This window comes from Streptomyces sp. NPDC111606 (assembly GCF_055656945.1).
Genome location: NZ_JBVKBY010000015.1, coordinates 220,401 through 245,871 on the forward strand (window position 1 = coordinate 220,401; position 25,471 = coordinate 245,871).

36 protein-coding genes and 1 pseudogene are annotated in these 25,471 nt (G+C 67.0%); all 37 read left to right on the forward strand.

The features are described 5' to 3' along the window. Position 1 precedes the first annotated feature (1 nt). Entirely contained in the window at positions 2–703 is a 702-nt protein-coding gene (locus tag ACZ7M7_RS40180; RefSeq protein WP_472125839.1) for a CDP-alcohol phosphatidyltransferase family protein, read from the forward strand. Between the two features lie 121 nt (positions 704–824). Continuing rightward, complete coding sequence (locus tag ACZ7M7_RS40185) at positions 825–1,805, forward strand: NAD-dependent epimerase/dehydratase family protein (RefSeq protein ID WP_383615470.1); 981 nt, start codon at positions 825–827, stop codon at positions 1,803–1,805. Between the two features lie 28 nt (positions 1,806–1,833). Further along, positions 1,834–3,033, forward strand: a complete 1,200-nt coding sequence (locus ACZ7M7_RS40190; protein WP_472125842.1) for a glycosyltransferase family 4 protein — start codon at positions 1,834–1,836, stop codon at positions 3,031–3,033. Positions 3,034–3,186: 153 nt separating this feature from the next. Beyond that, a complete protein-coding gene (locus ACZ7M7_RS40195; protein ID WP_472125845.1) occupies positions 3,187–4,617 on the forward strand; it encodes a hypothetical protein in 1,431 nt (476 codons plus the stop codon). Continuing rightward, the gene (locus tag ACZ7M7_RS40200; protein WP_472125848.1) at positions 4,614–6,194 is read left to right on the forward strand and encodes a hypothetical protein; all 1,581 of its coding nucleotides are present in this window, start codon (positions 4,614–4,616) and stop codon (positions 6,192–6,194) included. The genes ACZ7M7_RS40195 and ACZ7M7_RS40200 overlap by 4 nt, the downstream gene beginning before the upstream one ends. Further along, positions 6,191–7,747, forward strand: coding sequence for an oligosaccharide flippase family protein (locus ACZ7M7_RS40205; protein WP_472125851.1), 1,557 nt, complete (start codon positions 6,191–6,193; stop codon positions 7,745–7,747). The genes ACZ7M7_RS40200 and ACZ7M7_RS40205 overlap by 4 nt, the downstream gene beginning before the upstream one ends. 74 nt (positions 7,748–7,821) lie before the next feature. Next, positions 7,822–9,393 carry a fibronectin type III domain-containing protein gene (locus ACZ7M7_RS40210; protein WP_472125854.1) on the forward strand — a complete coding sequence of 524 codons (1,572 nt, stop codon included), beginning with the start codon at positions 7,822–7,824 and terminating at the stop codon, positions 9,391–9,393. Then, a complete protein-coding gene (locus ACZ7M7_RS40215) occupies positions 9,390–9,875 on the forward strand; it encodes an FAD synthase family protein (RefSeq protein ID WP_472125857.1) in 486 nt (161 codons plus the stop codon). Before ACZ7M7_RS40210 ends, ACZ7M7_RS40215 begins: the two co-directional genes overlap by 4 nt. A gap of 537 nt (positions 9,876–10,412) precedes the next feature. Beyond that, positions 10,413–10,721: a 30S ribosomal protein S10 gene (rpsJ, locus tag ACZ7M7_RS40220; protein ID WP_003948644.1), complete on the forward strand. Its 309-nt coding sequence runs from the start codon at positions 10,413–10,415 to the stop codon at positions 10,719–10,721. A gap of 17 nt (positions 10,722–10,738) precedes the next feature. Next, positions 10,739–11,383, forward strand: a complete 645-nt coding sequence (rplC, locus tag ACZ7M7_RS40225) for a 50S ribosomal protein L3 (RefSeq protein ID WP_055622540.1) — start codon at positions 10,739–10,741, stop codon at positions 11,381–11,383. Positions 11,384–11,391: 8 nt separating this feature from the next. Further along, a complete protein-coding gene (gene rplD / locus ACZ7M7_RS40230; protein WP_383615449.1) occupies positions 11,392–12,048 on the forward strand; it encodes a 50S ribosomal protein L4 in 657 nt (218 codons plus the stop codon). Further along, complete coding sequence (gene rplW / locus ACZ7M7_RS40235) at positions 12,048–12,467, forward strand: 50S ribosomal protein L23 (protein WP_383615446.1); 420 nt, start codon at positions 12,048–12,050, stop codon at positions 12,465–12,467. Before rplD ends, rplW begins: the two co-directional genes overlap by 1 nt. A gap of 40 nt (positions 12,468–12,507) precedes the next feature. After that, positions 12,508–13,344, forward strand: a complete 837-nt coding sequence (gene rplB / locus ACZ7M7_RS40240) for a 50S ribosomal protein L2 (protein ID WP_062706768.1) — start codon at positions 12,508–12,510, stop codon at positions 13,342–13,344. A gap of 12 nt (positions 13,345–13,356) precedes the next feature. After that, positions 13,357–13,638, forward strand: coding sequence for a 30S ribosomal protein S19 (gene rpsS / locus ACZ7M7_RS40245; RefSeq protein WP_147995160.1), 282 nt, complete (start codon positions 13,357–13,359; stop codon positions 13,636–13,638). 44 nt (positions 13,639–13,682) lie between these two features. Next, the gene (gene rplV, locus ACZ7M7_RS40250; RefSeq protein ID WP_026290933.1) at positions 13,683–14,030 is read left to right on the forward strand and encodes a 50S ribosomal protein L22; all 348 of its coding nucleotides are present in this window, start codon (positions 13,683–13,685) and stop codon (positions 14,028–14,030) included. Beyond that, positions 14,030–14,854, forward strand: a complete 825-nt coding sequence (rpsC, locus tag ACZ7M7_RS40255; protein WP_369272859.1) for a 30S ribosomal protein S3 — start codon at positions 14,030–14,032, stop codon at positions 14,852–14,854. The genes rplV and rpsC overlap by 1 nt, the downstream gene beginning before the upstream one ends. A gap of 5 nt (positions 14,855–14,859) precedes the next feature. Continuing rightward, entirely contained in the window at positions 14,860–15,279 is a 420-nt protein-coding gene (gene rplP / locus ACZ7M7_RS40260) for a 50S ribosomal protein L16 (RefSeq protein WP_009327094.1), read from the forward strand. Next, complete coding sequence (gene rpmC / locus ACZ7M7_RS40265) at positions 15,279–15,503, forward strand: 50S ribosomal protein L29 (RefSeq protein WP_003998824.1); 225 nt, start codon at positions 15,279–15,281, stop codon at positions 15,501–15,503. Before rplP ends, rpmC begins: the two co-directional genes overlap by 1 nt. Further along, entirely contained in the window at positions 15,503–15,790 is a 288-nt protein-coding gene (rpsQ, locus tag ACZ7M7_RS40270) for a 30S ribosomal protein S17 (protein WP_053753927.1), read from the forward strand. The genes rpmC and rpsQ overlap by 1 nt, the downstream gene beginning before the upstream one ends. A gap of 105 nt (positions 15,791–15,895) precedes the next feature. Then, complete coding sequence (gene rplN / locus ACZ7M7_RS40275) at positions 15,896–16,264, forward strand: 50S ribosomal protein L14 (RefSeq protein ID WP_003992364.1); 369 nt, start codon at positions 15,896–15,898, stop codon at positions 16,262–16,264. A gap of 2 nt (positions 16,265–16,266) precedes the next feature. Next, the gene (rplX, locus tag ACZ7M7_RS40280; RefSeq protein WP_107904101.1) at positions 16,267–16,590 is read left to right on the forward strand and encodes a 50S ribosomal protein L24; all 324 of its coding nucleotides are present in this window, start codon (positions 16,267–16,269) and stop codon (positions 16,588–16,590) included. Beyond that, entirely contained in the window at positions 16,590–17,147 is a 558-nt protein-coding gene (gene rplE / locus ACZ7M7_RS40285) for a 50S ribosomal protein L5 (RefSeq protein ID WP_030967305.1), read from the forward strand. The genes rplX and rplE overlap by 1 nt, the downstream gene beginning before the upstream one ends. Before the next feature lie 5 nt (positions 17,148–17,152). Further along, complete coding sequence (locus ACZ7M7_RS40290; RefSeq protein ID WP_003948630.1) at positions 17,153–17,338, forward strand: type Z 30S ribosomal protein S14; 186 nt, start codon at positions 17,153–17,155, stop codon at positions 17,336–17,338. 213 nt (positions 17,339–17,551) lie between these two features. Further along, positions 17,552–17,950, forward strand: coding sequence for a 30S ribosomal protein S8 (rpsH, locus tag ACZ7M7_RS40295; protein WP_007384075.1), 399 nt, complete (start codon positions 17,552–17,554; stop codon positions 17,948–17,950). Between the two features lie 24 nt (positions 17,951–17,974). Further along, on the forward strand, positions 17,975–18,514 hold the full coding sequence (rplF, locus tag ACZ7M7_RS40300) for a 50S ribosomal protein L6 (protein ID WP_472125868.1): 540 nt from the start codon (positions 17,975–17,977) through the stop codon (positions 18,512–18,514). Between the two features lie 3 nt (positions 18,515–18,517). Continuing rightward, on the forward strand, positions 18,518–18,901 hold the full coding sequence (gene rplR / locus ACZ7M7_RS40305; protein ID WP_369171707.1) for a 50S ribosomal protein L18: 384 nt from the start codon (positions 18,518–18,520) through the stop codon (positions 18,899–18,901). A 40-nt stretch (positions 18,902–18,941) separates the two neighbouring features. Continuing rightward, on the forward strand, positions 18,942–19,547 hold the full coding sequence (gene rpsE / locus ACZ7M7_RS40310; RefSeq protein ID WP_015658456.1) for a 30S ribosomal protein S5: 606 nt from the start codon (positions 18,942–18,944) through the stop codon (positions 19,545–19,547). A gap of 2 nt (positions 19,548–19,549) precedes the next feature. Then, positions 19,550–19,732, forward strand: coding sequence for a 50S ribosomal protein L30 (rpmD, locus tag ACZ7M7_RS40315; RefSeq protein WP_003974250.1), 183 nt, complete (start codon positions 19,550–19,552; stop codon positions 19,730–19,732). 2 nt (positions 19,733–19,734) lie between these two features. Continuing rightward, complete coding sequence (rplO, locus tag ACZ7M7_RS40320; protein WP_031141307.1) at positions 19,735–20,190, forward strand: 50S ribosomal protein L15; 456 nt, start codon at positions 19,735–19,737, stop codon at positions 20,188–20,190. 245 nt (positions 20,191–20,435) lie between these two features. Next, the gene (secY, locus tag ACZ7M7_RS40325) at positions 20,436–21,749 is read left to right on the forward strand and encodes a preprotein translocase subunit SecY (RefSeq protein ID WP_383615439.1); all 1,314 of its coding nucleotides are present in this window, start codon (positions 20,436–20,438) and stop codon (positions 21,747–21,749) included. Next, complete coding sequence (locus tag ACZ7M7_RS40330) at positions 21,749–22,411, forward strand: adenylate kinase (RefSeq protein ID WP_383615436.1); 663 nt, start codon at positions 21,749–21,751, stop codon at positions 22,409–22,411. Before secY ends, ACZ7M7_RS40330 begins: the two co-directional genes overlap by 1 nt. Positions 22,412–22,553: 142 nt before the next feature. Further along, entirely contained in the window at positions 22,554–23,390 is an 837-nt protein-coding gene (map, locus tag ACZ7M7_RS40335) for a type I methionyl aminopeptidase (RefSeq protein WP_328879900.1), read from the forward strand. A 181-nt stretch (positions 23,391–23,571) separates the two neighbouring features. Further along, a complete protein-coding gene (gene infA, locus ACZ7M7_RS40340) occupies positions 23,572–23,793 on the forward strand; it encodes a translation initiation factor IF-1 (protein WP_003948620.1) in 222 nt (73 codons plus the stop codon). Between the two features lie 58 nt (positions 23,794–23,851). Beyond that, complete coding sequence (gene rpmJ, locus ACZ7M7_RS40345) at positions 23,852–23,965, forward strand: 50S ribosomal protein L36 (protein WP_003998809.1); 114 nt, start codon at positions 23,852–23,854, stop codon at positions 23,963–23,965. A gap of 196 nt (positions 23,966–24,161) precedes the next feature. Then, positions 24,162–24,542, forward strand: a complete 381-nt coding sequence (rpsM, locus tag ACZ7M7_RS40350) for a 30S ribosomal protein S13 (protein WP_037680379.1) — start codon at positions 24,162–24,164, stop codon at positions 24,540–24,542. A 70-nt stretch (positions 24,543–24,612) separates the two neighbouring features. Next, positions 24,613–25,017 carry a 30S ribosomal protein S11 gene (gene rpsK / locus ACZ7M7_RS40355; protein ID WP_017949643.1) on the forward strand — a complete coding sequence of 135 codons (405 nt, stop codon included), beginning with the start codon at positions 24,613–24,615 and terminating at the stop codon, positions 25,015–25,017. 146 nt (positions 25,018–25,163) lie between these two features. Next, positions 25,164–25,471, forward strand: a pseudogene (locus ACZ7M7_RS40360) (DNA-directed RNA polymerase subunit alpha); the annotation flags it as partial.

Sequence of the window (25,471 nt, forward strand, 5' to 3'; positions counted from 1 at the left end):
AATGGAATTCTCCAGCACGCTGCAACAGCTCTCGACGGTGCAGAAACCCGCCCAGGGGGTTTCCTTCTACACACGGTTCGTCAACCGGCCGGCCGGGAGACTGCTCGCGGCAGCGGCGTACCGTATCGGACTCTCGCCCAACCATGTGACGGCCGTCAGCGCGCTGGTCACCTTCGCAGCCGTTATCGCGATTGCCCTCCTCCCGCCCTCATATGTGGTGGGACAGTGCGTCGCGCTCGCGCTGCTTCTCGGGTTCGCGCTCGATTCCGCGGACGGTCAGCTGGCCAGGCTGCACCGGTCGTCCAGCCTTTCCGGGGAGTGGCTGGACCATGTGGTGGACTGCGCGAAAATCCTGGGTATTCACGCGGCGGTGCTGATTTCCTTCTACCGCTTCTTCGATCTGATGCAGCCCGCGCTGCTGCTCCCGGTCATCTTCCAGTTCGCCGCTGTCCTGCTGTTCTTCGGAGGGATTCTCACGGAACAGCTCAGGAGGCGAAGGGCGAAACCGCCCACCGGCCCGCCGGCTTCGGCTTCCAGTGTTCGCGGCATGGCCCTGTTGCCCGTGGATTACGGGCTGTTCTGCCTGATCTTCCTGTTCCTGGGGAGCCAGAAGCTGTTCCTCACGCTGTACGTCGCCCTGCTCGTGGCCCATGTCGTGCTGCTTCCGGCGTTTTTTGCCAAGTGGCTGCGGGAGCTCTCCTGACGCGAACCCGGACGGAGGTATTGGGCTCCTTGTGATACGGAAACGCGCGGCATATCACATGAAAAGGTGTAAACAGTGATAAGTCTGCCATTCGGATTCCGACTTTCCAGAAGGAGCTGCCATGAGCAAGCAGGTGGATGTCGTTGTCGCGGGTGGCGGAGGATTCATCGGTGGGCATCTCGCGGCCGACCTTTTGTCCCAGGGCCTGACCGTGCGGTGTGTCGACATCAAGCCGCCTCACGAGTGGCAACAGGTGCACGCCGGCGCCGAGAACGTCGTCGCCGATCTGTCCGTCCTGGAAAGCGCCCGCGCCGCAGTCCGCAATGCCCGCCAGGTGTACATGCTGGCCGCCGACATGGGCGGCATGGGATTCATCGAGAACCACAAGGCCGCCTGCATGATGTCGGTGCTGACCAGCACCCACATGCTCAAGGCCGCGCATGAGGCCGGCGTGGAGCGCTATTTCTACTCTTCGTCCGCCTGTGTGTACGCCGCCGGCAAGCAGAGCGACCCGAAAGTCACCGCCCTCAAGGAGGAGGACGCCTACCCGGCGCAGCCCGAGGACGGCTACGGCTGGGAGAAGCTCTTCTCGGAGCGCATGTGCCGCCACTTCGAGGAGGACTACGGGTTCACCTGCCGTGTCGCGCGCTACCACAACGTGTACGGCCCGGCGGGCACCTGGACCGGAGGCCGCGAGAAGGCCCCGGCGGCCGTGTGCCGCAAGATCGCCGAGGCGGTCATCTCCGGTGAGCACCGGATCGACATCTGGGGCGACGGTCGGCAGACCCGCTCCTTCATGTACATCGACGACTGCCTGCACGGCACGCGGATGCTCATGAACGGCACCAGCAACGTCCCGGTCAACCTCGGCTCCTCCGAGCTGGTCACCATCAACCAACTGGTCGACATCGTCGAGGAGATCGCGGGCATCCGCTGCGAGCGCGCCTACCGGCTGGACGCGCCGCAGGGCGTACGCGGCCGCAACTCCGACAACGGCCTGATCCGCGAACTGTACGGCTGGGAGCCGTCGATCACGCTGGCGGACGGGCTCGAGAAGACCTACGCCTGGGTCTTCGACCAGGTCAAGCGCGCTCGTTCCTGATCCCTCGAACCGGCCGGGAGAGCAGTACATGAGGATCCTCGTCCACGACTACAGCGGGCACCCGTTCCAGGCCCAGCTCAGCCGTGAACTGGCGTACCGCGGTCATGACGTCGTCCACTCGACCTGCTCGGCCTACGTCTCCGGGAAGGGCAACCTCGCCGAGGACACCGTCGCCGGCCTGCGCTTCGTCACCATCGGCGACCGCGTCGTCCTGGACAAGGGCGCCTACGTCCGACGCCTCTTCAAGGAGACACGGCTGGGTCTGGAACTGGCACGGCAGGTACGGCGCGAGAAGCCGGACGTGGCGATGCTGGCGAACCTGCCGATCCCGACCCTGGTCGTGGCCGCGTCGGCACTGAAGGCGCTGCGCATCCCATGGGTGCTGTGGCACCAGGACATCACCGCCGTCGCGCTGAAGAGCTTCGCCGCCGCCGGGGTGTCGAGGCTGATGGGTGTCGCCGCCCGGGTCTTCGAGCAGGGCGAGAAGTGGTCGGCGCGACGAGCCTCGGCGATCGTCGTGATCGCCGACTCCTTCGTGCGGGTCCACCGGGAGTGGCGCACCGCGGACAAGGTCACCGTCATTCCCAACTGGGCGCCGCTGGACGAGATCCTCCCCGTGGCCCGCGCCAATGCGTGGTCGCAGGAGCACGGCCTCACCGGCGTCAGGACCGTGCTGTACTCGGGCACGATCGGCCTCAAGCACAACCCCGTCCTGCTGGTGCGGCTGGCCGAGACACTGCGCGAGCAGGGCGAACGGGTCCGCCTCGTCGTCGTCAACGACGGACCGGCCGTCCCGGTCATCAAGGAGGCCGCCGCCGCCCGAGGCGTCGACCTGACCCTGTTGCCCTTCCAGCCCTACGAGCGGCTGCCCGAGGTGCTGGGCGCGGGCGATGTGCTGGTCGTGCTGCTGACGGCGGACGCGGGAGAGTTCTCGGTCCCCTCCAAGACGCTGTCGTATCTGTGCGCCGGACGCCCGGTGCTGGGCCTGATGCCGGCGGACAACCTGGCGGCGAAGCTGCTCCGGCGGGCCGGCTCGCCGGTGTTCGCCCCCGAGGAGTCCTCGCTGTCCGAGGCGGCCGCATGGGTCCGGGAGGTACTGAACGACCCGGCGAGGGCGCAGTCGCTGGGCAAGGAGAGCCGGGCGCTGGCCGAGCGGGAGTTCGCCCTGGAGGGGTGTGCTTCGCAATTCGAGGAAATTCTGCGGACGGCAAGCCGCGTCGGCCCGTGACTATGGTGCCTTCATATTAATTCACGTCATGTGAAACGCCCTGCCAAATGCGGGGGATCGGCCTGGCCCTTGGGCTATAAATCTACCGGTGTCGGTCCATTCCGTTTGCTCGCTCAATCGGGGGTGCAGGTGCGAGGCGGTGAACAGCGTTCCGTGGCAGCGGTGTGCTGCTGGACCTTCTTTTTCGTCGCCTTCCTGCCCGCGCTGATTCTCCAGGCCATCGACACACGATTCGGGACGGCACTCGCCGTGCAGTGCGTCGTCGCGGTGCATACCGGAGTGGGGCTGGCCCGGGTACTCACCGATACGTCGGTGCGCCTGGTCGCGTTCGGATTCTGGCTCTTCTCCTACGTATGGCTCGGTCTGGCGCCGCTCGCCATGCTCGCCACCGACACCTATCCGCTCGGCTACCGCAGCGGTGAGACGACCGCTTTCGCTGCCGCCGTGCTGACGGAACTCGGTCTCCTCGCCTACACCGCGGGGGCGGCCCTGGCCGCCGGACGCAAGCGCGGCAGGTCGGCCGTACTGGAACCGCTGCTGTCCCGCACGCTCTCGCCGCTGCCCGTGCTCCTGCTGTGCAGTCTGTCGCTGCTGCTCGCGGTCGTGCTGATCCCCGGGCAGGAAGGCGGCCTGCGGGCCTACTTCACCAGCAGACAGGCTCTGTGGCAGTCGGACACCCAGTCGGACACCGCGCACGCGCTGCGCGTCTGGTGCCTCGCCGTCCCTGCCTTCTGGTCCATGGTGGCCCTGGTCCACCTGCCCCGCCGGGCCAACGGCGACCGGTTGCTGCGCGCGGTCCGCCTGCTGCTGCTCCCGGCCCTGCTCGCGCTCAACGTGATCGTCAACAACCCCATCAGCAGACCGCGTTTCTGGGCCGGAACCGTCCTTCTGGTGCTGCTTTTCTCATGGCACCGGTTCAACACCCCGCGAGCCTTTCGCGGCATCGCCGTGGCCATCACGGCCGTGGTGCTGTTCGCCTTCCCGTACAGCGACTACTTCCGTTACGACGAACGGGAAGCGCTGCAAGTCGTGGGACTCGCGGAGCAGTTCAGCACCACCATGGATTACGACGCATTTCAGCAAATGCAGACCGGCATCGACTATGTGCAGGAAAACGGCTTCTTGCCGTCGGCCCTGCTCGGTGTCGTCCTGGTCGTGATCCCTCGCACCATGTGGCCCGGAAAACCGCAGGCCACCGGTATCGAATTCGCCGAGTACGCGGGCTACGACTTCCACAACCTCTCCGCGCCGCTGTGGATCGAGAGTTACCTGTGGGGCGGTCCGCTGTGCGTCGTCGCGGTCTTCTGCGTGCTGGGCGCGGCCGGACGGCGGGTGGACGACATCAGGGCACGGCTGCGGGGCCGGCAGAGCACCCTGGCGGTTCTGCTGGTCCCCGCCTTCGCCTTCTACCAGTTGATCTTCCTGCGCGGCAGCCTCATGGCGATCATCGCGCCCCTCGCGCTGCTCCTGATCGTTCCGCTCTTCCTCACCCGCGCCGCCGGGCCGGCCCGGCTGGCGGCCCCGGTGCGGCCACCCGCCACCGCGGGCCACGCACTCATCCCCGGCCACAGGAGGCACCCGTGACCAGCCCCGCCGGTTTCGACGATCGGTACGACGACCCCGACGAGCTGCGCGACCAGGTGCGCCTGCTGCTGAGGTACCGCGCGACCATCGTGCTGGGCGTGGTCCTGGGGCTGCTCGGCGGACTGCTGCTGGTCCTGCTGCGCGCGGGCGGTTACACCTCCACGGGCGAGGTGCTCGTGCGCCCCAGGTCCGACCCCTTCAGCACGATCGGCGTGGGCGCGGACAGCCAGGTGAGCATGGGCACGGAGCGGCAGATCGCGCTCAGCGCGACCGTCGCGGCCCGGGCGGCGAAGGAACTGCGGCACAAGCCGGGCGCCGACGCGCTGCTGGCGGACCTGCGCGTGACGGACCTCCCGGACACCCAGGTCCTGCGGTTCGAGTACACGGCGGGCACCGCCCAGCGTGCGGCTCGCGTCACCAACGCGTTCGCCCGGGCCTACCTCACCGATCGCCAGGACCGCTCCGAGGCCATGGCCGCCCGGATGACCGCCGGGCTGGAGCGGCAGATCGCCGAGCTGACCGAGCGGCTCGCCACGAAGAAGGGCAACCCGCCCGTCGCCGGCGCCGCGGGGATGCGGGAACAGGTCGGCATCCTGCGCAAGAAGATCTCGGACGTCCGGACCTACGACCCCTTCGCCGGCGACATCGTCCGCAGAGCCGAGCCGCCGGCGCGGCCCGCGGGACCCGGTCCAGGCTGGCTCATCGGGGCCGGCCTGCTCGGCGGTCTCATCCTGGGGGTCGTGCTCGCCTGGCTGCGATCCGCCCTGGAGCCGCGGGCCCGCACGGTCGGTGAGGTCCAGGAGGCGCTGCACGCTCCCGTGCTGGGCATCCTCCCGGCCCCCGGCGCCGCGGGCGAACTGCTGGAGGTCGGCCGGGCGGACGGCAGCGGCGCGCAGGCGTACCGCGCCCTGGCCCTGCGTCTGCGGGACAGCGACGGACGTACGTCCCTGGGCAGGCTCATGATCGTGGCGCCGAGGCAGCAGCGAGGTGCCGAGGCCGTCGCCGTGAATCTCGCAGCCGCCCTCGCCGAGTCCGGTGACGACGTACGACTGGTGGACGCCACCGCGCACACTCCTGGCCTGTGGGCCCGACTGCCCTTGTCGGCCGGCGACCCCCCGTCGGACGACGTACCCGAGGGCGCAGTGGTCGTCGACGCGGGCACGGCCGGGCGGTTCACGCTCTGCTCCCACAACCGCGCCACCACCGGCGACGACGGGCCGGCGGTCCCGGCGGCGCGTGCCGTGCCGGATGCCGATTCCGGCGGGTCGACGCTCTTCCTGAGCCCGCCCCTGCTGGAACACGGCGACGGCCTGGTGCTCGCCCCGTGCGTGGACGGCGTTCTCGTGGTGGGTGCGCTGGACGACCTCAGGCGCGACGACCTCAAGCGCGTTCACGAACTGGTCAGCTGCCTGGGCGGTCACCTCGTGGGCGCGGCGCTCCACGAGGGCACCCGGTCCGGTCTGCTCCGCCGGCTGCGGGAGCGGAACGTGTCCACGCCACCGTCCGCCCCGGCCGACGACGCCACGGCGAAGCCGACCGCGCCCCTGCGGGACGACACGCTCACCACCTCCCGGTGAGCACCTCCGGTACGACTGCCCCGGCCACCGGCGGGTCGGCCGTCCGGTCCGGGGTCGCGGCCACCGCGCGCGGCGGATGGTGGGGTTTCCTGGGCTCGACGGTCAACGCGGTCTTCGGCTACGTCCTGGTCGCCCTGGTCACCCGCGGGCTCGGGGCCTACGGGGCGGGCGCCGTGTTCACCTGCGTCGCGGCCTTCACCATCCTGTGCAACGCCTGCAAGCTCGGCGCCGACACCGGGCTGGTGCGCTTCGTCCCCGGTGACCTGGCCATCACCGGCGGCCGCAAGGTGGGCGCACTGCTGCGCAGCGCGGTCGTGCCGGGAGCCCTGGCGAGCACCACGGCCGCTGCACTGCTGTTCCTGTCGCCCGGGACGGCCACTGCGCTGCTGCCGAGTCTCGCCCCGGGCGACGCGGTGACCCTGGTCCGGCTGTTCGCCGTGTTCCTCCCGCTGGCCACGGTCACCCTGATCCTGCTGGGCGCCACCCAGGGCCACGGCACCGTGATCCCGTACGTCGGCGTCGAGCAGATCGGGAAGCCGGTACTGCGCGTACTGATCGCCGTACCGGTCCTGCTGCTGGCTCCGGGCGTGCTGAGCCTGGCCGCCGCCTGGCTCGTGCCCTCGCTGGCCGGTTTCCTCATCGCCGGGCTCGCACTGCGCAGGTGCCGCCGCCGGAGTACCGGACATGTCCCCGTACGGCAGACCGTCGTACGGGAGACCGCCACCCGGCGCGGCTTCTGGGCGTTCGCCGCGCCCCGGGCCGTCTCGTCCGTCTTCGACATCAGCGCGGTCTGGCTGGGCGTCGTCCTGCTGTCCTCCCTGGCGACGAGCGAAGAGGCGGGCATCTACACCGCCGTAGGCCGCGTGGTCATCGCTGCAACGCTGCTCCAGCTGGCCATCAGGCTGGCCGTCGCACCCGAGATCAGCCGTCTCCTCGCCCTGGGCGACCTCGCGCAGGCCTCCCATCTGCACCGCGTCTCGACGCGCTGGATCGTGCTGTTCTCCTGGCCGCTGCTGGCCCTGCTCACGAGTTTCCCGGGCACCGTTCTGTCGCTGTTCGGACCGGAGTTCGAGCAAGGGGCGGGCGCGCTGGTGCTGCTCTGTCTCGCCTCGGCGGTCAACGTCGGGGTGGGAAACGCCCAGACGGTGCTGCTCATGGCGGGCAAGAGCACCTGGCATCTGGCGGTCACCGGCGTCGCGTTCGCGGTGCAGCTGACGGTGGGGTTCCTCGCCATTCCCCGTCTCGGCGTCCTCGGCGCCGCCCTGTCCTGGGGGGCCGCGACCGTGGTGGAGAACGTCGTCGCGGCCGTGCTGGTGCGGCGGCACCCCGGCTTCCCCTTCATCGACGGCGGATACCTGCTGGCGACTGCCGTCGCCCTGTGCCTCACCGCGCCGCTGGTCGTCACCGCGAGGCTGCTGGCAGGTGACACGGCCGTCGGACTTGCCGTCGCAATCACCGTAGGATTGTGCGCATTTGGTATAGGTTTGTGGCGATTTAGTACACCTTTGGGAGTGCGCGAACTCGCCGGTGTGCTGCGCGAACGCACCCCATGAGGCCGTCTCGGAACCGAGACCACCGCTCCATCTCCCCTTCTTCCACCCGTCCTTGCTGCAACCCGGGATGTTCCATGCGCCTGAGAAAAAGCACGAAGCGGGGAGCCACCGCGGCTTCGGTCGCGGCCCTCCTCGCGGCTGCCTCGCTCATCACCGCTTCGGCCTCGGTGGCCGACAGCGCCGAAAAGACCCTGACCGCCGACGCCTTGGCGACCTGGCAGACCGACGGCATCGTCTGGTCGATCGAGTACGCACGCGGTGTCGTGTACGTCGGCGGGACCTTCAACAAGGTCCGGCCTCCGGGCGCCAAGCCCGGCCAGAGGGAGGTCGCACGCAAGAACTTCGCGGCCTTCGACGCCGTCACCGGCAGACTGCTGTCGTGCGCCCACCGCTTCACCGGCGCCGGAAGCACCGTACGGGCGCTCAAGGCGACCGCGGACGGCAAGATGCTCTACGTCGGCGGCTCGTTCGCCAACGCGGGCAGGGCCAGGGCGTCCCATGCGGTCGCGCTCAACACGGCCGGCTGCTCGCTGCGCAAGGACTTCCGCCCGCGCCTGTCGTCGACCGTGCGGGCCATCGACGTCACGAAGAGCGCGGTCTATCTCGGAGGCGACTTCACGGCCGTCAACGGCCGGGAGAGGGAGCGCATCGCGGCGTTCAACCGTCGAGGCGCGCTGCTGCCGTTCAAGGCGGAGATTGAGGCTCCGGTACGCGCCATCAGCGCCGCGCCCGAGTACGGCAAGATCATCGTCGGAGGCGACTTCCAGCTGGTCAACGAAGACCTGGAGGCCTCGCTGGTCGCCCTGCACCCCCGCACGGGGAAGACGGTGGCCCAGTACACGGACTGGCTGCCGGCCCGGTCCGTCGTGAAGGCGCTGGTCCGTGACAAGACCAAGTTCTATGTGGCGGCCGAGGGTACCGGGACGGGCATCTTCGACGGCCGTATCGCCGCCAGCCTTCGCACCGGCAAGCTGGCGTGGCGTGACACCTGCCTGGGCGCCACCCAGGCGCTCGCCCTGCACAACGGTGTGCTCTACAGCGGCTCCCACGCCCACAACTGCAGGGACACGCCGGGCGGTTTCCCCGAGCACCAGAACCGCCAGCACTTCCTGGCTCAGTCGACCCGCAACCGCCACATCCTGCACTGGTTCCCCGACACGAACGAAGGGATCGGCGAGCAGAACGGTCCCCGGGCCATGGCGATGGCCGGCGGCATCCTGTGGGCGGGCGGCGAGTTCACCACCGTCAACAACCGTCCGCAGCAGAGCCTGACGCGCTTCGGGGCCGGTCCCGACCGGGGAACTCCGGAGAACCCGCCCAGGCTCACGGCCTCGGTCCGCAGCGCCGGCCGGGTCACGCTCAGCTGGCGTGCCGCATGGGACCGGGACGACGCCGAGCTGAAGTACCTCATCTACCGGGACGGCCGGCTCGTGGCCACGCGGACGGGCCGGTCCCAGGAGTGGAACCGCCCCACGATGAAGTACACGGACACCGTCACGCCCGGTTCGCGCCATCGGTACACGATCGCCGTCACCGACGGCCGGAACACCGCGCTCGGGTCGCAGGCGCTCACGGTCACCGCGGTCGCCGACAAGGCCACGAAGGCCACGAAGGCCACGAAGGCTTCGAAGGAAAGGCGTCGATGAGGGAGCGTCTCGGCTACGCGCCAGGGGTCTTCGACCTCTTCCACGTGGGCCATCTGAACGTCCTGCGCCGGGCCCGCGGGCACTGCGACCGGCTCGTCGCCGGCGTGTGCTCGGACGACCTCGTGGTGCGCCTGAAAGGCAGGCCGCCCGTGGTACCGCTCGCCGAGCGACTGCAGATCGTCCGCAGTGTGCGCTACGTGGACGAGACCTTCGTCGCGACCGTGGACGACAAGATGGAGATCTGGAAGGAAGTCGGTTTCGACGTCATCTTCAAGGGTGACGACTGGCTCGGCACGGATATCTGGACGAGGCTCGAAACCGAATTCGCGAGGGTGGGGGTGGAGGTCGTCTACTTCCCCTACACCGAGCACACCTCAAGCACGCTGCTCCGGGATGCGCTCCACCTTCTCGCCCCGCAGAAGCCTTCCGCGCCGCTCACGGGTCAGCTCGCCGGACCCCGTCCGGGAGGAGCGGAGAGCTGACGCGTACGCGGGTGGTCTGATGCTGGTGTGACTGACGGGTCCGTTGAGGTTGCGGGCCCGTCAGCCCGTCTCTCCGCCCCCGCATCAGCCGTCGCGCACCCCGCCGGTCCCGGGCCCTGGCGGCCCGGGTTTGACCTACGTCACCCTCGGGGTATTCTCTCCGGCTCGATTGGCCAGCCCCCTGCCCCATATGGCAGACTGTCCGAGTTGCTCGGTCGAGTGTTGATGCTGCGCGCCTCCCGCCGGGAGGACCGGAAGCGAGTCCCACAGTACTCGTCGCCCTAACTGCCGTAAGGCAGCGCTGAGGCGGACGTACGGGAATCTTCCGGGAAGTGTGAGTGCGACAACGGCCAGGCGCCCGGTGGGCCTCCTAGCTCCCGGCTTGCGGTTCCGGAAGGGCCGTGTTCCCACGCAGGGATGTTCGATCAAGGGGCATCTGTGTCAGCGGGAGCGCGACACGCCCGACCGCGTGGGTCGGAGGAGGTCAAGGGAACTCCGGGTTCCAGAGCGTAAGAGAGACAGGACTACTGAGTAGCCATGGCGGGACAGAAGATCCGCATCCGGCTCAAGGCCTACGACCACGAGGTCATCGACTCCTCGGCGAAGAAGATCGTCGAGACGGTGACCCGCACTGGTGCGTCGGTCGCAGGCCCGGTGCCGCTGCCCACTGAGAAGAACGTGTACTGCGTCATCAAGTCGCCGCACAAGTACAAGGACTCGCGCGAGCACTTCGAGATGCGCACGCACAAGCGCCTGATCGACATCCTCGACCCGACTCCCAAGACCGTTGACTCTCTGATGCGACTCGACCTCCCGGCCGGTGTCGACATCGAGATCAAGCTCTGAGGGCCGGTGATCTGAGAATGGCTAAGCAGATCAAGGGCATCCTGGGCGAGAAGCTCGGCATGACGCAGGTGTGGGACGCGAACAACCGTGTTGTTCCGGTCACCGTCGTCAAGGCCGGCCCCAATGTCGTCACCCAGGTCCGTACGAACGACGTCGACGGCTACGAGTCGGTCCAGATCGCCTTCGGCGAGATCGACCCGCGCAAGGTGAACAAGCCCCTCAAGGGTCACTTCGCCAAGGCCGACGTGACCCCCCGCCGCCACCTCGTCGAGATCCGTACCGCTGACGCCAGCGAGTACACCCTCGGCCAGGAAGTCACCGCCGAGGTGTTCGAGGCCGGCGTGAAGGTCGACGTCACCGGCAAGAGCAAGGGCAAGGGCTTCGCCGGTGTCATGAAGCGTCACAACTTCAAGGGCCTCGGCGCCGGACACGGCACCCAGCGCAAGCACCGCTCTCCCGGTTCCATCGGTGGCTGCGCCACCCCGGGCCGTGTGTTCAAGGGCCTCCGCATGGCGGGTCGTATGGGCAACGAGCGGGTCACCACCCAGAACCTGACCGTCCACGCCGTTGACGCGGAGAAGGGTCTGCTGCTCATCAAGGGCGCGGTTCCCGGTCCGAACGGCGGCCTCGTCCTGGTCCGCACTGCGGCCAAGGGGGCCTGAGGTAACCGATGAGCACTGTTGACATCCTTTCGCCGGCGGGCGACAAGGCCGGGTCCGTCGAGCTCCCCGCGGAGATCTTCGACGTAGAGAAGATCAGCGTTCCGCTGCTCCACCAGGTCGTCGTCGCGCAGCTGGCCGCTGCCCGTCAGGGCACGCACAAGACCAAGACCCGCGGTGAAGTCCGTGGTGGTGGCAAGAAGCCTTACCGCCAGAAGGGCACCGGTCGCGCCCGTCAGGGTTCGACCCGCGCGCCGCAGTTCGCCGGTGGTGGCGTCGTGCACGGTCCCGTGCCGCGTGACTACTCGCAGCGGACCCCGAAGAAGATGAAGGCCGCGGCCCTGCGCCACGCCCTCACCGACCGGGCCCGCAACAACCGCATCCACGTCGTCTCCGGCGTGATCGAGGGCGACAACCCGTCCACGAAGGCCGCCAAGAGCCTGTTCGGCAAGATCTCGGAGCGCAAGAACCTGCTCCTGGTCGTCGAGCGCGCCGACGAGGCCGCGTGGCTGTCCGCCCGCAACCTGCCCCAGGTCCACATCCTGGAGCCGGGCCAGCTGAACACGTACGACGTTCTCGTCTCGGACGACGTGGTCTTCACCCAGTCCGCGTTCGAGTCCTTCGTGTCGGGCCCGAAGGCCAATGACACCGAAGGGAGCGAGGTCTGATGGCCATCCGTCACCCCGCCATTGCCTCGAAGGCCGCGAAGAAGGCCAAGGCCGCTCGCGTCGCCAAGGCGCGTCGCCACGCCGCCGAGGGCAAGAACACCGTCGTCACGCCGGCCAGCAAGGCGTTCACGGACCTCCGTGACATCCTGATCAAGCCGGTCGTGTCCGAGAAGAGCTACGCGCTCCTCGACGACAACAAGTACACGTTCGTCGTCGCCCCGGGCAGCAACAAGACCCAGATCAAGCAGGCCGTCGAGTCGGTCTTCGAGGTCAAGGTCACCGGGGTCAACACGATCAACCGCCAGGGCAAGCGCAAGCGCACCAAGACCGGCTTCGGTCAGCGTGCCGGCTCCAAGCGCGCGATCGTGACCCTCGCTGAGGGCGACCGTATCGACATCTTCGGCGGTCCGACCGCCTGAGGGCGGTCCGGATCGTCCGATATCGGACGAGGACTGAGAAATGGGAATCCGCAAGTACAAGCCGACTACGCCGGGCCGTCGTGGCTCCAGCGTCGCCGACTTCGTCGAGGTCACGCGGTCCACGCCGGAGAAGTCGTTGGTCCGCCCCCTGCACAGCAAGGGTGGCCGTAACAACTCCGGTCGTGTGACCGTCCGCCACCAGGGTGGTGGCCACAAGCGCGCCTACCGCGTGATCGACTTCCGTCGTCACGACAAGGACGGCGTGCCGGCGAAGGTCGCGCACATCGAGTACGACCCCAACCGCACCGCGCGCATCGCGCTGCTGCACTACGCCGACGGCGAGAAGCGCTACATCCTCGCCCCGCGCAACCTGCAGCAGGGTGACCGCGTGGAGAACGGTCCCGGGGCCGACATCAAGCCGGGCAACAACCTGGCGCTCCGCAACATCCCGGTCGGTACCACGATCCACGCGATCGAGCTCCGTCCCGGTGGCGGCGCCAAGTTCGCCCGCTCCGCCGGTGCCTCCGTGCAGCTGCTCGCGAAGGAGGGCTCGATGGCCCACCTCCGCATGCCCTCCGGTGAGATCCGCCTGGTCGACGTGCGCTGCCGCGCCACCGTCGGCGAGGTCGGCAACGCCGAGCAGAGCAACATCAACTGGGGCAAGGCCGGCCGTAAGCGCTGGCTGGGCGTTCGCCCGACCGTTCGCGGTGTGGCGATGAACCCGGTTGACCACCCCCACGGTGGTGGTGAGGGCAAGACCTCCGGTGGTCGCCACCCGGTCAGCCCCTGGGGTCAGAAGGAGGGTCGTACTCGTGCTCCGAAGAAGGCGAGCAACAAGTACATCGTCCGCCGCCGCAAGACGAACAAGAAGCGCTAGGAGCGGGTTTAGATGCCGCGCAGTCTCAAGAAGGGGCCCTTCGTCGACGACCACCTGATCAAGAAGGTGGAAACGCAGAACGAAGCAGGCACCAAGAACGTCATCAAGACCTGGTCCCGTCGCTCCATGATCGTGCCGGCCATGCTCGGCCACACGCTCGCGGTGCACAACGGCAAGACCCACATCCCGGTGTTCGTCACCGAGTCGATGGTCGGCCACAAGCTCGGCGAGTTCTCGCCGACGCGCACCTTCCGGGGTCACGTCAAGGACGACCGGAAGTCGAAGCGCCGCTAGTAGCGGATCGCATTCAGACACGTAAGTAACTGAGAGGGACAACCATGGAAGCCAGGGCCCAGGCGCGGTACATCCGCGTTACGCCCATGAAGGCCCGCCGCGTGGTGGACCTTATCCGTGGCATGGATGCCACGGAGGCTCAGGCTGTTCTGCGATTCGCTCCGCAGGCAGCCTCCGTGCCGGTCGGCAAGGTGCTCGACAGCGCCATTGCCAACGCCGCGCACAACTACGACCACCCGGACGCCTCCTCGCTGGTCATCAGCGAGGCGTACGTCGACGAGGGCCCGACCCTGAAGCGGTTCCGTCCGCGTGCCCAGGGCCGTGCCTACCGGATCCGCAAGCGGACCAGCCACATCACTGTGGTCGTCAGCAGCAAGGAAGGAACCCGGTAATGGGCCAGAAGGTAAACCCGCACGGGTTCCGGCTCGGTGTCACCACGGACTTCAAGTCCCGGTGGTACGCCGACAAGCTGTACAAGGACTACGTCAAGGAAGACGTCGCCATCCGTCGGATGATGACGTCCGGCATGGAGCGCGCCGGCATCTCGAAGGTTGAGATCGAGCGCACCCGTGACCGCGTGCGTGTGGACATCCACACCGCTCGTCCGGGCATCGTCATCGGCCGCCGTGGCGCCGAGGCCGACCGCATCCGCGGTGACCTCGAGAAGCTCACGGGCAAGCAGGTCCAGCTGAACATCCTCGAGGTCAAGAACCCCGAGACCGACGCTCAGCTGGTTGCTCAGGCCGTTGCCGAGCAGCTCTCCTCCCGCGTCTCCTTCCGTCGGGCCATGCGTAAGAGCATGCAGTCCGCCATGAAGGCCGGCGCCAAGGGCATCAAGATCCAGTGCGGTGGCCGCCTCGGTGGCGCCGAGATGTCCCGCTCGGAGTTCTACCGCGAGGGCCGCGTGCCCCTGCACACGCTCCGCGCGAACGTGGACTACGGCTTCTTCGAGGCCAAGACGACCTTCGGCCGCATCGGTGTGAAGGTCTGGATCTACAAGGGCGACGTCAAGAACATCGCCGAGGTCCGCGCCGAGAACGCTGCCGCCCGTGCGGGTAACCGCCCGGCTCGCGGTGGCGGCTCCGACCGCCCGGCCCGTGGTGGCCGCGGTGGCGAGCGGCGCGGTCGTAAGCCGCAGCAGGCTGCCGGCGCCGAGGCCCCCAAGGCCGAGGCCCAGGCGTCCGCTCCGGCTGAGAGCACCGGAACGGAGGCCTGACCGAAATGCTGATCCCCCGTAGGGTCAAGCACCGCAAGCAGCACCACCCGAAGCGCAGCGGCGCTGCCAAGGGCGGCACGCAGGTTGCGTTCGGCGAGTACGGCATCCAGGCGCTGACCCCGGCGTACGTGACGAACCGTCAGATCGAGGCCGCTCGTATCGCCATGACGCGTCACATCAAGCGTGGTGGCAAGGTCTGGATCAACATCTACCCGGACCGTCCCCTCACCAAGAAGCCTGCCGAGACCCGCATGGGTTCCGGTAAGGGTTCCCCGGAGTGGTGGATCGCCAACGTCAAGCCCGGACGCGTGATGTTCGAGCTGTCGTACCCCAACGAGAAGATCGCCCGTGAGGCCCTGACTCGCGCCGCCCACAAGCTGCCGATGAAGTGCCGGATCGTCAAGCGCGAGGCAGGTGAAGCGTGATGTCGGCCGGTACCAAGGCGTCCGAGCTGCGCGAACTGGGTGACGAGGAGCTTCTCGCGAAGCTCCGCGAAGCCAAGGAAGAGCTGTTCAACCTCCGCTTCCAGGCGGCGACGGGTCAGCTCGAGAACCACGGTCGGCTGAAGGCCGTCCGTAAGGACATCGCGCGGATCTACACCCTGATGCGTGAGCGCGAGCTGGGCATCGAGACGGTGGAGAGCGCCTGATGAGTGAGAGCAACGTGACTGAGCAGACTGCAGAGGCCCGCGGCTTCCGCAAGACCCGTGAGGGTCTCGTCGTCAGCGACAAGATGGACAAGACCGTCGTCGTCGCCGTCGAGGACCGCGTCAAGCACGCGCTGTACGGCAAGGTCATCCGCCGTACGAACAAGCTCAAGGCGCACGACGAGCAGAACGCTGCCGGCGTCGGCGACCGCGTCCTCCTGATGGAGACGCGTCCGCTGTCGGCGACCAAGCGCTGGCGCATCGTCGAGATCCTCGAGAAGGCCAAGTAATTTCCTGCGGGCAAACCCGCAGGTCAGTTCCGCCAGGCTCGGCAGGGGCTCGCCTCCTAGTGAAGCGGCCCCTGCCGGGAACCGGCAGACAAACAGGAGATAGACGTGATCCAGCAGGAGTCGCGACTGCGTGTCGCCGACAACACTGGTGCGAAGGAGATCCTTTGCATCCGTGTGCTCGGTGGCTCCGGTCGCCGCTACGCGGGCATCGGTGACGTCATCGTCGCCACCGTCAAGGACGCGATCCCCGGCGGCAACGTGAAGAAGGGTGACGTCATCAAGGCGGTCATCGTTCGCACCGTCAAGGAGCGCCGCCGTCCGGACGGCTCGTACATCCGCTTCGACGAGAACGCCGCCGTCATTCTGAAGAACGACGGCGACCCTCGCGGCACCCGCATCTTCGGCCCGGTCGGGCGTGAGCTGCGCGAGAAGAAGTTCATGAAGATCATCTCGCTGGCTCCGGAGGTGCTGTAAGCATGAAGATCAAGAAGGGCGACCTGGTTCAGGTCATCACCGGCAAGGACAAGGGCAAGCAGGGCAAGGTCATCGCGGCCTACCCCCGCGAGGACCGTGTCCTGGTCGAGGGTGTCAACCGGGTCAAGAAGCACACCAAGGCCGGCCCCACCGCCAAGGGTTCGCAGGCCGGTGGCATCGTCACGACTGAGGCGCCTGTCCACGTCTCCAACGTCCAGCTGGTCGTTGAGAAGGACGGCAACAAGGTCGTCACGCGTGTCGGTTACCGCTTCGACGACGAAGGCAACAAGATCCGCGTTGCCAAGCGGACGGGTGAGGACATCTGATGACGACCACCACCAGCCCGCGTCTGAAGCTGAAGTACCGCGAGGAGATCGCGGGCAAGCTGCGTGACGAGTTCAAGTACGAGAACGTCATGCAGATCCCCGGCCTCGTCAAGATCGTGGTCAACATGGGTGTGGGCGACGCCGCCCGCGACTCCAAGCTGATCGAGGGCGCCATCCGCGACCTCACCACGATCACCGGTCAGAAGCCGGCCGTTACCAAGGCCCGCAAGTCCATCGCGCAGTTCAAGCTGCGTGAGGGCCAGCCGATCGGTGCCCACGTCACGCTCCGTGGCGACCGCATGTGGGAGTTCCTGGACCGCACCCTGTCGCTCGCGCTCCCGCGCATCCGCGACTTCCGTGGTCTGTCCCCCAAGCAGTTCGACGGCCGTGGCAACTACACCTTCGGTCTCACCGAGCAGGTCATGTTCCACGAGATCGACCAGGACAAGATCGACCGCACCCGGGGTATGGACATCACCGTGGTGACCACGGCGACCAACGACGCTGAGGGCCGCGCGCTCCTTCGTCACCTCGGCTTCCCCTTCAAGGAGGCGTGAGCGAGATGGCGAAGAAGGCTCTGATCGCGAAGGCTGCTCGCAAGCCCAAGTTCGGCGTGCGTGGCTACACGCGCTGCCAGCGTTGTGGCCGTCCCCACTCCGTGTACCGCAAGTTCGGCCTGTGCCGCGTGTGCCTTCGTGAGATGGCTCACCGTGGCGAGCTGCCGGGCGTGACCAAGAGCTCCTGGTAGTCCCGCTTTTAGGGATTCCAGAGGCTCTCGGTAAGCACTGGGCGTGTCAGGCGCCCTCCCTTCCATGGCTTAGGCTTGGAGGGTTGGGCGCCTGACAGTCGCCCGTACGACTTACTACGCCGTAGGTCCACCGCGCCGCACCCGTCCCGTCTCGGATCGGGGAGAGGGATGGCGCACCAGGAAACCCCGGCGAGAGAGGCCGAAGGCCAATTCATGACCATGACTGATCCGATCGCAGACATGCTTACGCGTCTGCGGAACGCGAACTCGGCATACCACGACTCCGTGACGATGCCGGCATCGAAGATCAAGTCGCACATCGCGGAGATCCTCCAGCAGGAGGGCTTCATCACGGGCTGGAAGGTCGAGGACGCCGAGGTCGGCAAGAACCTCGTTCTCGAGCTGAAGTTCGGCCCGAACCGTGAGCGCTCCATCGCGGGCATCAAGCGGATCTCCAAGCCCGGTCTCCGGGTGTACGCGAAGTCCACCAACCTGCCCAAGGTCCTCGGTGGCCTCGGCGTGGCGATCATCTCCACGTCGCACGGTCTCCTGACCGACAAGCAGGCCGGCAAGAAGGGCGTGGGTGGGGAAGTCCTCGCCTACGTCTGGTAGCGGAAGGGAACGGAGGAAACAGCTATGTCGCGTATTGGCAAGCTCCCCATCACGGTTCCCGCCGGCGTGGACGTCACCATCGACGGCCGTACGGTTTCGGTCAAGGGCCCCAAGGGCGAACTGACCCACACCGTTGCCGCGCCGATCGACATCGTCAGGGATGAGGACGGCGTTCTGAACGTCACCCGCCCGAACGACGAGCGTCAGAACAAGGCCCTGCACGGCCTGTCCCGCACGCTGGTGGCGAACATGATCACCGGCGTGACCCAGGGTTACGTGAAGAAGCTCGAGATCAGCGGTGTCGGTTACCGCGTGACGGCCAAGGGTTCGAACCTGGAGTTCGCTCTGGGCTACAGCCACCCGATCACCGTCGAGGCCCCCGAGGGCATCACCTTCAAGGTGGAGAACCCGACCCGTTTCTCGGTCGAGGGCATCGACAAGCAGAAGGTTGGCGAGGTTGCGGCCAACATCCGCAAGCTGCGCAAGCCCGACCCGTACAAGGCCAAGGGCGTCAAGTACGAGGGCGAAGTCATCCGCCGCAAGGTCGGAAAGGCGGGTAAGTAAGCCATGGCATACGGACAGAAGATCCTTAAGGGCGACGCCTACAAGCGCGCCGCGATCAAGCGCCGCCACATCCGGATCCGTAAGCACATCAACGGAACGGCGGAGCGTCCGCGTCTGGTCGTTACCCGCTCGAACCGCCACATCGTGGCCCAGGTGATCGACGACATCAAGGGTCACACCCTTGCGTCGGCGTCCACCCTGGACACCTCGATCCGCGGCGCTGAGGGCGACAAGTCGACTCAGGCCAAGCAGGTCGGAGCCCTGGTCGCCGAGCGCGCCAAGGCCGCCGGCGTCGAGGCTGTCGTATTCGACCGTGGTGGCAACCAGTACGCCGGGCGCATCGCCGCCCTGGCGGACGCCGCCCGCGAAGCCGGCCTGAAGTTCTAGTCGGTTCCGTAGCTAGCGGAAACAGAGAGAGGTAATTCCAATGGCTGGACCCCAGCGCCGCGGTGGCGGTGCCGGTGGCGGCGAGCGGCGGGACCGGAAGGGCCGTGACGGCGGCGCAGCTGCCGCCGAGAAGACCGCTTACGTTGAGCGCGTTGTCGCGATCAACCGTGTCGCCAAGGTTGTGAAGGGTGGTCGTCGCTTCAGCTTCACCGCGCTGGTCGTGGTGGGCGACGGTGACGGCACCGTAGGTGTCGGTTACGGCAAGGCCAAGGAGGTGCCGGCCGCCATCGCCAAGGGTGTGGAGGAGGCCAAGAAGCACTTCTTCAAGGTCCCCCGTATCCAGGGCACCATCCCGCACCCGATCCAGGGTGAGAAGGCTGCCGGCGTCGTGCTGCTCAAGCCCGCGTCGCCCGGTACCGGTGTTATCGCCGGTGGTCCGGTGCGTGCCGTGCTCGAGTGCGCCGGTATCCACGACATCCTGTCGAAGTCGCTCGGCTCCGACAACGCGATCAACATCGTGCACGCGACCGTGGAGGCCCTGAAGGGCCTGCAGCGTCCCGAGGAGGTCGCGGCCCGCCGTGGTCTGCCGCTCGAGGACGTCGCCCCCGCGGCTCTTCTCCGTGCACGTGCCGGGGCGGGTGCGTAATCATGGCGCAGCTCAAGATTACGCAGGTCAAGTCCTACATCGGCAGCAAGCAGAACCACCGTGACACCCTGCGTTCCCTTGGTCTCAAGGGGATCAACACGCAGGTCGTCAAGGAGGACCGCCCCGAGTTCCGCGGCATGGTGCACACCGTCCGCCACCTCGTGACGGTCGAGGAGGTCGACTGATCATGGCGGAGAACAACCCGCTCAAGATCCACAACCTCCGTCCCGCCCCGGGCGCCAAGACCGCCAAGACCCGTGTGGGTCGTGGTGAGGCGTCGAAGGGTAAGACGGCCGGTCGTGGTACCAAGGGTACGAAGGCTCGTTACCAGGTTCCGGAGCGCTTCGAGGGTGGGCAGATGCCCCTCCACATGCGCCTTCCGAAGCTGAAGGGCTTCAAGAACCCGTTCAAGACCGAGTTCCAGGTCGTGAACCTCGACAAGCTGGCCGCGCTCTACCCCGAGGGTGGCGAGGTCACGGTCGAAGGCCTGGTGGCGAAGGGTGCCGTTCGCAAGAACAGCCTCGTCAAGGTCCTCGGCCAGGGTGAGATCTCCGTGGCGCTGCAGGTGACGGTCGACGCCGTCTCCGGCTCCGCCAAGGAGAAGATCACCGCCGCCGGCGGCAGCGTCACCGAGCTCGTCTGAATCCATCAGGCGTCTCGATGACTTGAGCGATCCCGACCGGGGATACCCCACAAATGGGGTATCCCCGGTTGGTCGTTCCAAGGGGGGCGGTCCCGCGGGTAAGGTGGCCTGCACTGCCCACTTTTACGGAGTGCTTCTTGTGGGGCACTCTGAGCGGCAGTTGACCGTTAGCTAAGTCGTTCCTATTAGTCGATCCTCAAGACCGTCACCCTTGACGCAGTAGCGCGGGGGTCGCAGGAGGCACCGTGCTCACCGCGTTCGCCCGGGCGTTCAAGACGCCCGACCTGCGCAAGAAGCTGCTCTTCACGCTCGGCATCATCGTGATCTTCCGGGTCGGTACCCATATTCCGATTCCCGGCGTCGATTACCGGGCCGTACAGGTCTGTATCGACCAGGCGGACGCCAACCAGGGCCTTTTCGGTCTGGTCAACATGTTCAGTGGCGGCGCGCTGCTTCAGATCACGATCTTCGCTCTCGGCATCATGCCGTACATCACGGCGAGCATCATCCTGCAGCTGCTGACCGTCGTGATCCCGCGCCTGGAAGCCTTGAAGAAGGAAGGCCAGGCCGGTACGGCGAAGATCACGCAGTACACCCGGTACCTGACGGTGGCGCTCGCCGTACTGCAGGGCACCGGCCTGGTGGCCACCGCCCGCAGTGGTGCGCTCTTCCAGAACTGCCAGGTCGCCAACCAGATCGTGCCGGACCGCTCGATCTTCACCACCATCGTGATGGTCATCACCATGACCGCCGGTACGGCCATGGTCATGTGGCTCGGTGAGCTGATCACCGACCGCGGTATCGGCAACGGCATGTCGATCCTGATGTTCATCTCGATCGCCGCGACCTTCCCGTCCGCGCTGTGGGCCATCAAGAAGCAGGGCTCCCTGGCCGGCGGCTGGATCGAGTTCGGCACCGTGGTCGCCGTGGGTCTGGTCATGATCGGCCTGGTGGTCTTCGTCGAGCAGGCTCAGCGCCGAATCCCCGTCCAGTACGCGAAGCGCATGATCGGCCGCCGTTCCTACGGCGGTACTTCGACCTACATTCCGCTGAAGGTCAACCAGGCGGGCATCATCCCTGTGATCTTTGCCTCGTCCCTGCTCTACATCCCGGCATTGATCGCGCAGTTCGCCGGTGGGAACGCCGGCTGGAAGACCTGGATCGAGCAGAACCTCGCGCTCACGGACGCTCCACTGCACGTCACGCTGTACTTCTTCCTGATCATTTTCTTCGCGTTCTTCTACGTGGCCATCTCGTTCAACCCCGAGGAAGTCGCGGACAACATGAAGAAGTATGGTGGCTTCATCCCGGGCATCCGGGCTGGCCGACCGACCGCTGAGTACCTTTCGTACGTACTCAACCGGATCACTTGGCCGGGCTCGCTGTACTTGGGTCTGATCGCTCTCGTGCCGACGATGGCGTTGGCTGGTTTCGGGGCAAACCAGAACTTCCCGTTCGGCGGGACCAGCATCCTGATCATCGTGGGTGTCGGTCTCGAAACGGTGAAGCAGATCGAGAGCCAGCTCCAGCAGCGCAATTACGAAGGGTTCCTCCGCTGATGCGTATCGTCCTCGTCGGGCCGCCGGGTGCCGGTAAGGGAACGCAGGCTGCGTTCCTCGCCAAGAACCTGTCGATCCCGCACATCTCCACGGGCGACCTGTTCCGCGCCAACATCAGCCAGCAGACGGAGCTCGGGAAGCTCGCGAAGTCCTACATGGACGCGGGCAACCTGGTGCCGGACGAGGTCACCATCGGGATGGCCAAGGACCGCATGGAGAAGCCGGACGCCGAGGGTGGCTTCCTGCTCGACGGCTTCCCGCGCAACGTGTCCCAGGCCGAGGCGCTCGACGAGATGCTCCAGTCCGAGAGCATGAAGCTGGACGCCGTCCTGGACCTCGAGGTCCCCGAGGAAGAGGTCGTCAAGCGGATCGCCGGGCGGCGGATCTGCCGCAAGGACTCCAGCCACGTCTTCCACGTGACGTACAGCCGGCCGAAGAAGGAGGGCGTCTGCGACGCCTGCGGCGGCGAGCTGTACCAGCGGGACGACGACTCGGAGGAGACGGTCCGCAAGCGCCTCGAGGTCTACCACACGCAGACCGAGCCGATCATCGACTACTACAAGACGCAGGGACTGGTCGTCACCATCTCCGCTCTTGGCAAGGTCGAAGATGTCACGGCGCGCGCCATGGAGGCGCTTCAGCGTGACGGGGACGGCAAGTAGCAGCGTTCCTGGCTCGTGTACGTAGCTCAGGCCGCGGCTCCCTGTGAGGGGGCCGCGGCTGCTGCGTGGGGTGGGGTGCGCAGCCTCCGCCCTTATGGTTGAAGAAGTCCCCTCTATTCAGTCCAGGAAGGCCCCCGTCCCCATGGTGCAGATCAAGAGCCCCGAGCAGATCGCCAAGATGCGTGAGGCGGGGCTGGTCGTCGCCGCCATTCATGCGGCCACGCGCGAGGCCGCGGTACCGGGGGCCAGCACCAAGGATCTGGACGAGGTCGCCCGCAAGGTGCTCGCGGAGCACGGCGCCAAGTCGAACTTCCTGGGCTACGGCGGCTTCCCGGCGACCATCTGCACCTCCGTGAACGACGTCGTCGTCCACGGCATCCCGTCCGAGGACGTCGTCCTCAAGGACGGCGACATCATCTCCATCGACTGCGGCGCGATCATCGACGGCTGGCACGGCGACGCCGCCTACACCGCCTTCGTGGGCTCCGGACACGCTCCGGAGCTCGTCGAGCTCTCCCGGGTGACCGAGGAGTCGATGTGGGCCGGCATCGCGGCCATGAAGCAGGGGAACCGCCTCGTCGACGTCTCCCGTGCCATCGAGACGTACATCCGCCGGCAGCCGAAGCCGGGCGGCGGGCGCTACGGGATCATCGAGGACTACGGCGGCCACGGCATCGGCACCGAGATGCACATGGACCCGCACCTGCTGAACTACGTCGACCGGCGGCGGGGGAAGGGGCCGAAGCTGGTCCCGGGCTTCTGCCTCGCGATCGAGCCGATGGTCTCGCTGGGCACCCCGAAGACGGAGGTCCTGTCGGACGACTGGACCGTGATCACCACCGACGGCACCTGGTCGTCCCACTGGGAGCACTCGGTTGCGCTGACCGAGGCGGGGCCGCTGGTGCTCACGTCTCCCGACGGCGGCAAGGCGAAGCTCGCCGAATACGGGATCGTCACTGCGCCGGATCCGTCGGCTTGAGTTTCCTCCGTACCCTTCCGGCGCTTAATGATCTGCCCTCCGGGGCAGACTTCCCCGATTCGTCTTTCCGGGTGCGCTGACGTAGACTGACTCGTCGGCTCTTGTGCACCCGCATGTCTGCATGCACCCGTAAGGGAAAGCGCAGGGGTCGATCAAGGTAGTCGATTCCGAAGGGCGAAGCGTGGCCAAGAAGCAAGGTGCCATCGAGATCGAGGGCACTGTCGTCGAGTCTCTGCCGAACGCCATGTTCAAGGTCGAGCTCCAGAACGGCCACCAGGTCCTGGCACACATCAGCGGCAAGATGCGTATGCACTACATCCGCATCCTCCCTGACGACCGGGTCGTGGTGGAGTTGTCTCCGTACGACCTGACCCGTGGCCGGATCGTCTACCGCTACAAGTAGATCTTGCCCGCGCCCCGGGCTTCCCGAGGCGATGGCACTGACCCGGAGAACCTCACCAATGAAGGTCAAGCCGAGCGTCAAGAAGATCTGCGACAAGTGCAGGGTGATCCGCCGTCACGGTCGGGTCATGGTCATCTGCGAGAACCCGCGCCACAAGCAGCGCCAGGGCTGACGCACGATCGTCCACTCCCTCTGCAACGACATCGCAGAGATTCGCGCGACGCGAGCTGAATATGTTCATACGCAGGACCCAGGCGAAACTTCGCCTGACACCCCCGGTTCGGAGGCCGGGGACCCAGTTCGTACCTGGTACGGCGGCTGGGATTCGGTTCTGTGGAAGACCTCCGAAGATCACCAGGAGCCATTGAATGGCACGCGTTTCCGGTGTTGACATCCCGCGCGAAAAGCGCGTGGAGGTCGCCCTCACCTACGTGTTCGGCATCGGCCGGACCCTTTCGCAGCTGACGCTGGCGGAGACGGGCATCGACCCGAACACCCGTGTTCGTGACCTGAGCGAAGAGCAGCTCGTCGCGATCCGCGAGTACGTCGACAACAACATCAAGACCGAGGGTGACCTCCGTCGCGAGATCCAGGCCGACATCCGCCGCAAGGTCGAGATCGGCTGCTACCAGGGTCTGCGTCACCGCCGTGGCCTGCCCGTCCGCGGTCAGCGCACCAGCACCAACGCCCGCACCCGCAAGGGCCCGCGTCGCGCCATCGCCGGCAAGAAGAAGCCGGGCAAGAAGTAGTCCTCAGCGGACAACGCTTCATCAGCGGTCTTCGCTGTAGGACCGACCACCTCCCCGTAGGAGTTAACAGATGCCCCCCAAGGGACGTCAGGGCGCCGTCAAGAAGGTGCGCCGCAAGGAAAAGAAGAACGTCGCTCACGGCCACGCGCACATCAAGAGCACGTTCAACAACACCATCGTTTCGATCACGGACCCGTCCGGCAACGTGATCTCCTGGGCCTCCGCCGGCCACGTCGGCTTCAAGGGCTCCCGGAAGTCCACGCCGTTCGCCGCGCAGATGGCCGCCGAGTCGGCTGCCCGCCGCGCCCAGGAGCACGGCATGCGCAAGGTCGACGTGTTCGTCAAGGGCCCGGGCTCCGGTCGTGAGACCGCGATCCGCTCCCTGCAGGCCACGGGCCTCGAGGTCGGCTCCATCCAGGACGTCACCCCGACCCCGCACAACGGCTGCCGCCCGCCGAAGCGCCGCCGCGTCTGAGGCACGGTTCGCTTGAGGTTTCGGGCGGTACGACTCCGTAAGGGGTTGTATCGCCCGTACCCTTGCAGTGCCCGCACTCTTCACGGGTGCGGTTTCCGTCGGACGTCAAATAGCGGGCGTCCACGAAAGAAGGATCTGATCCACACATGCTGATCGCTCAGCGTCCCTCGTTGACCGAAGAGGTCGTCGACGAATTCCGCTCCCGGTTCGTGATCGAGCCGCTGGAGCCGGGCTTCGGATACACCCTCGGCAACTCCCTGCGCCGGACCCTCCTGTCCTCGATCCCGGGTGCGGCGGTCACGTCCATCCGTATCGACGGCGTGCTGCACGAGTTCACCACCGTGCCGGGCGTCAAGGAAGACGTCACCGACCTGATCCTCAACATCAAGCAGCTGGTCGTCTCCTCGGAGCACGACGAGCCGGTCGTGATGTACCTGCGCAAGCAGGGTCCGGG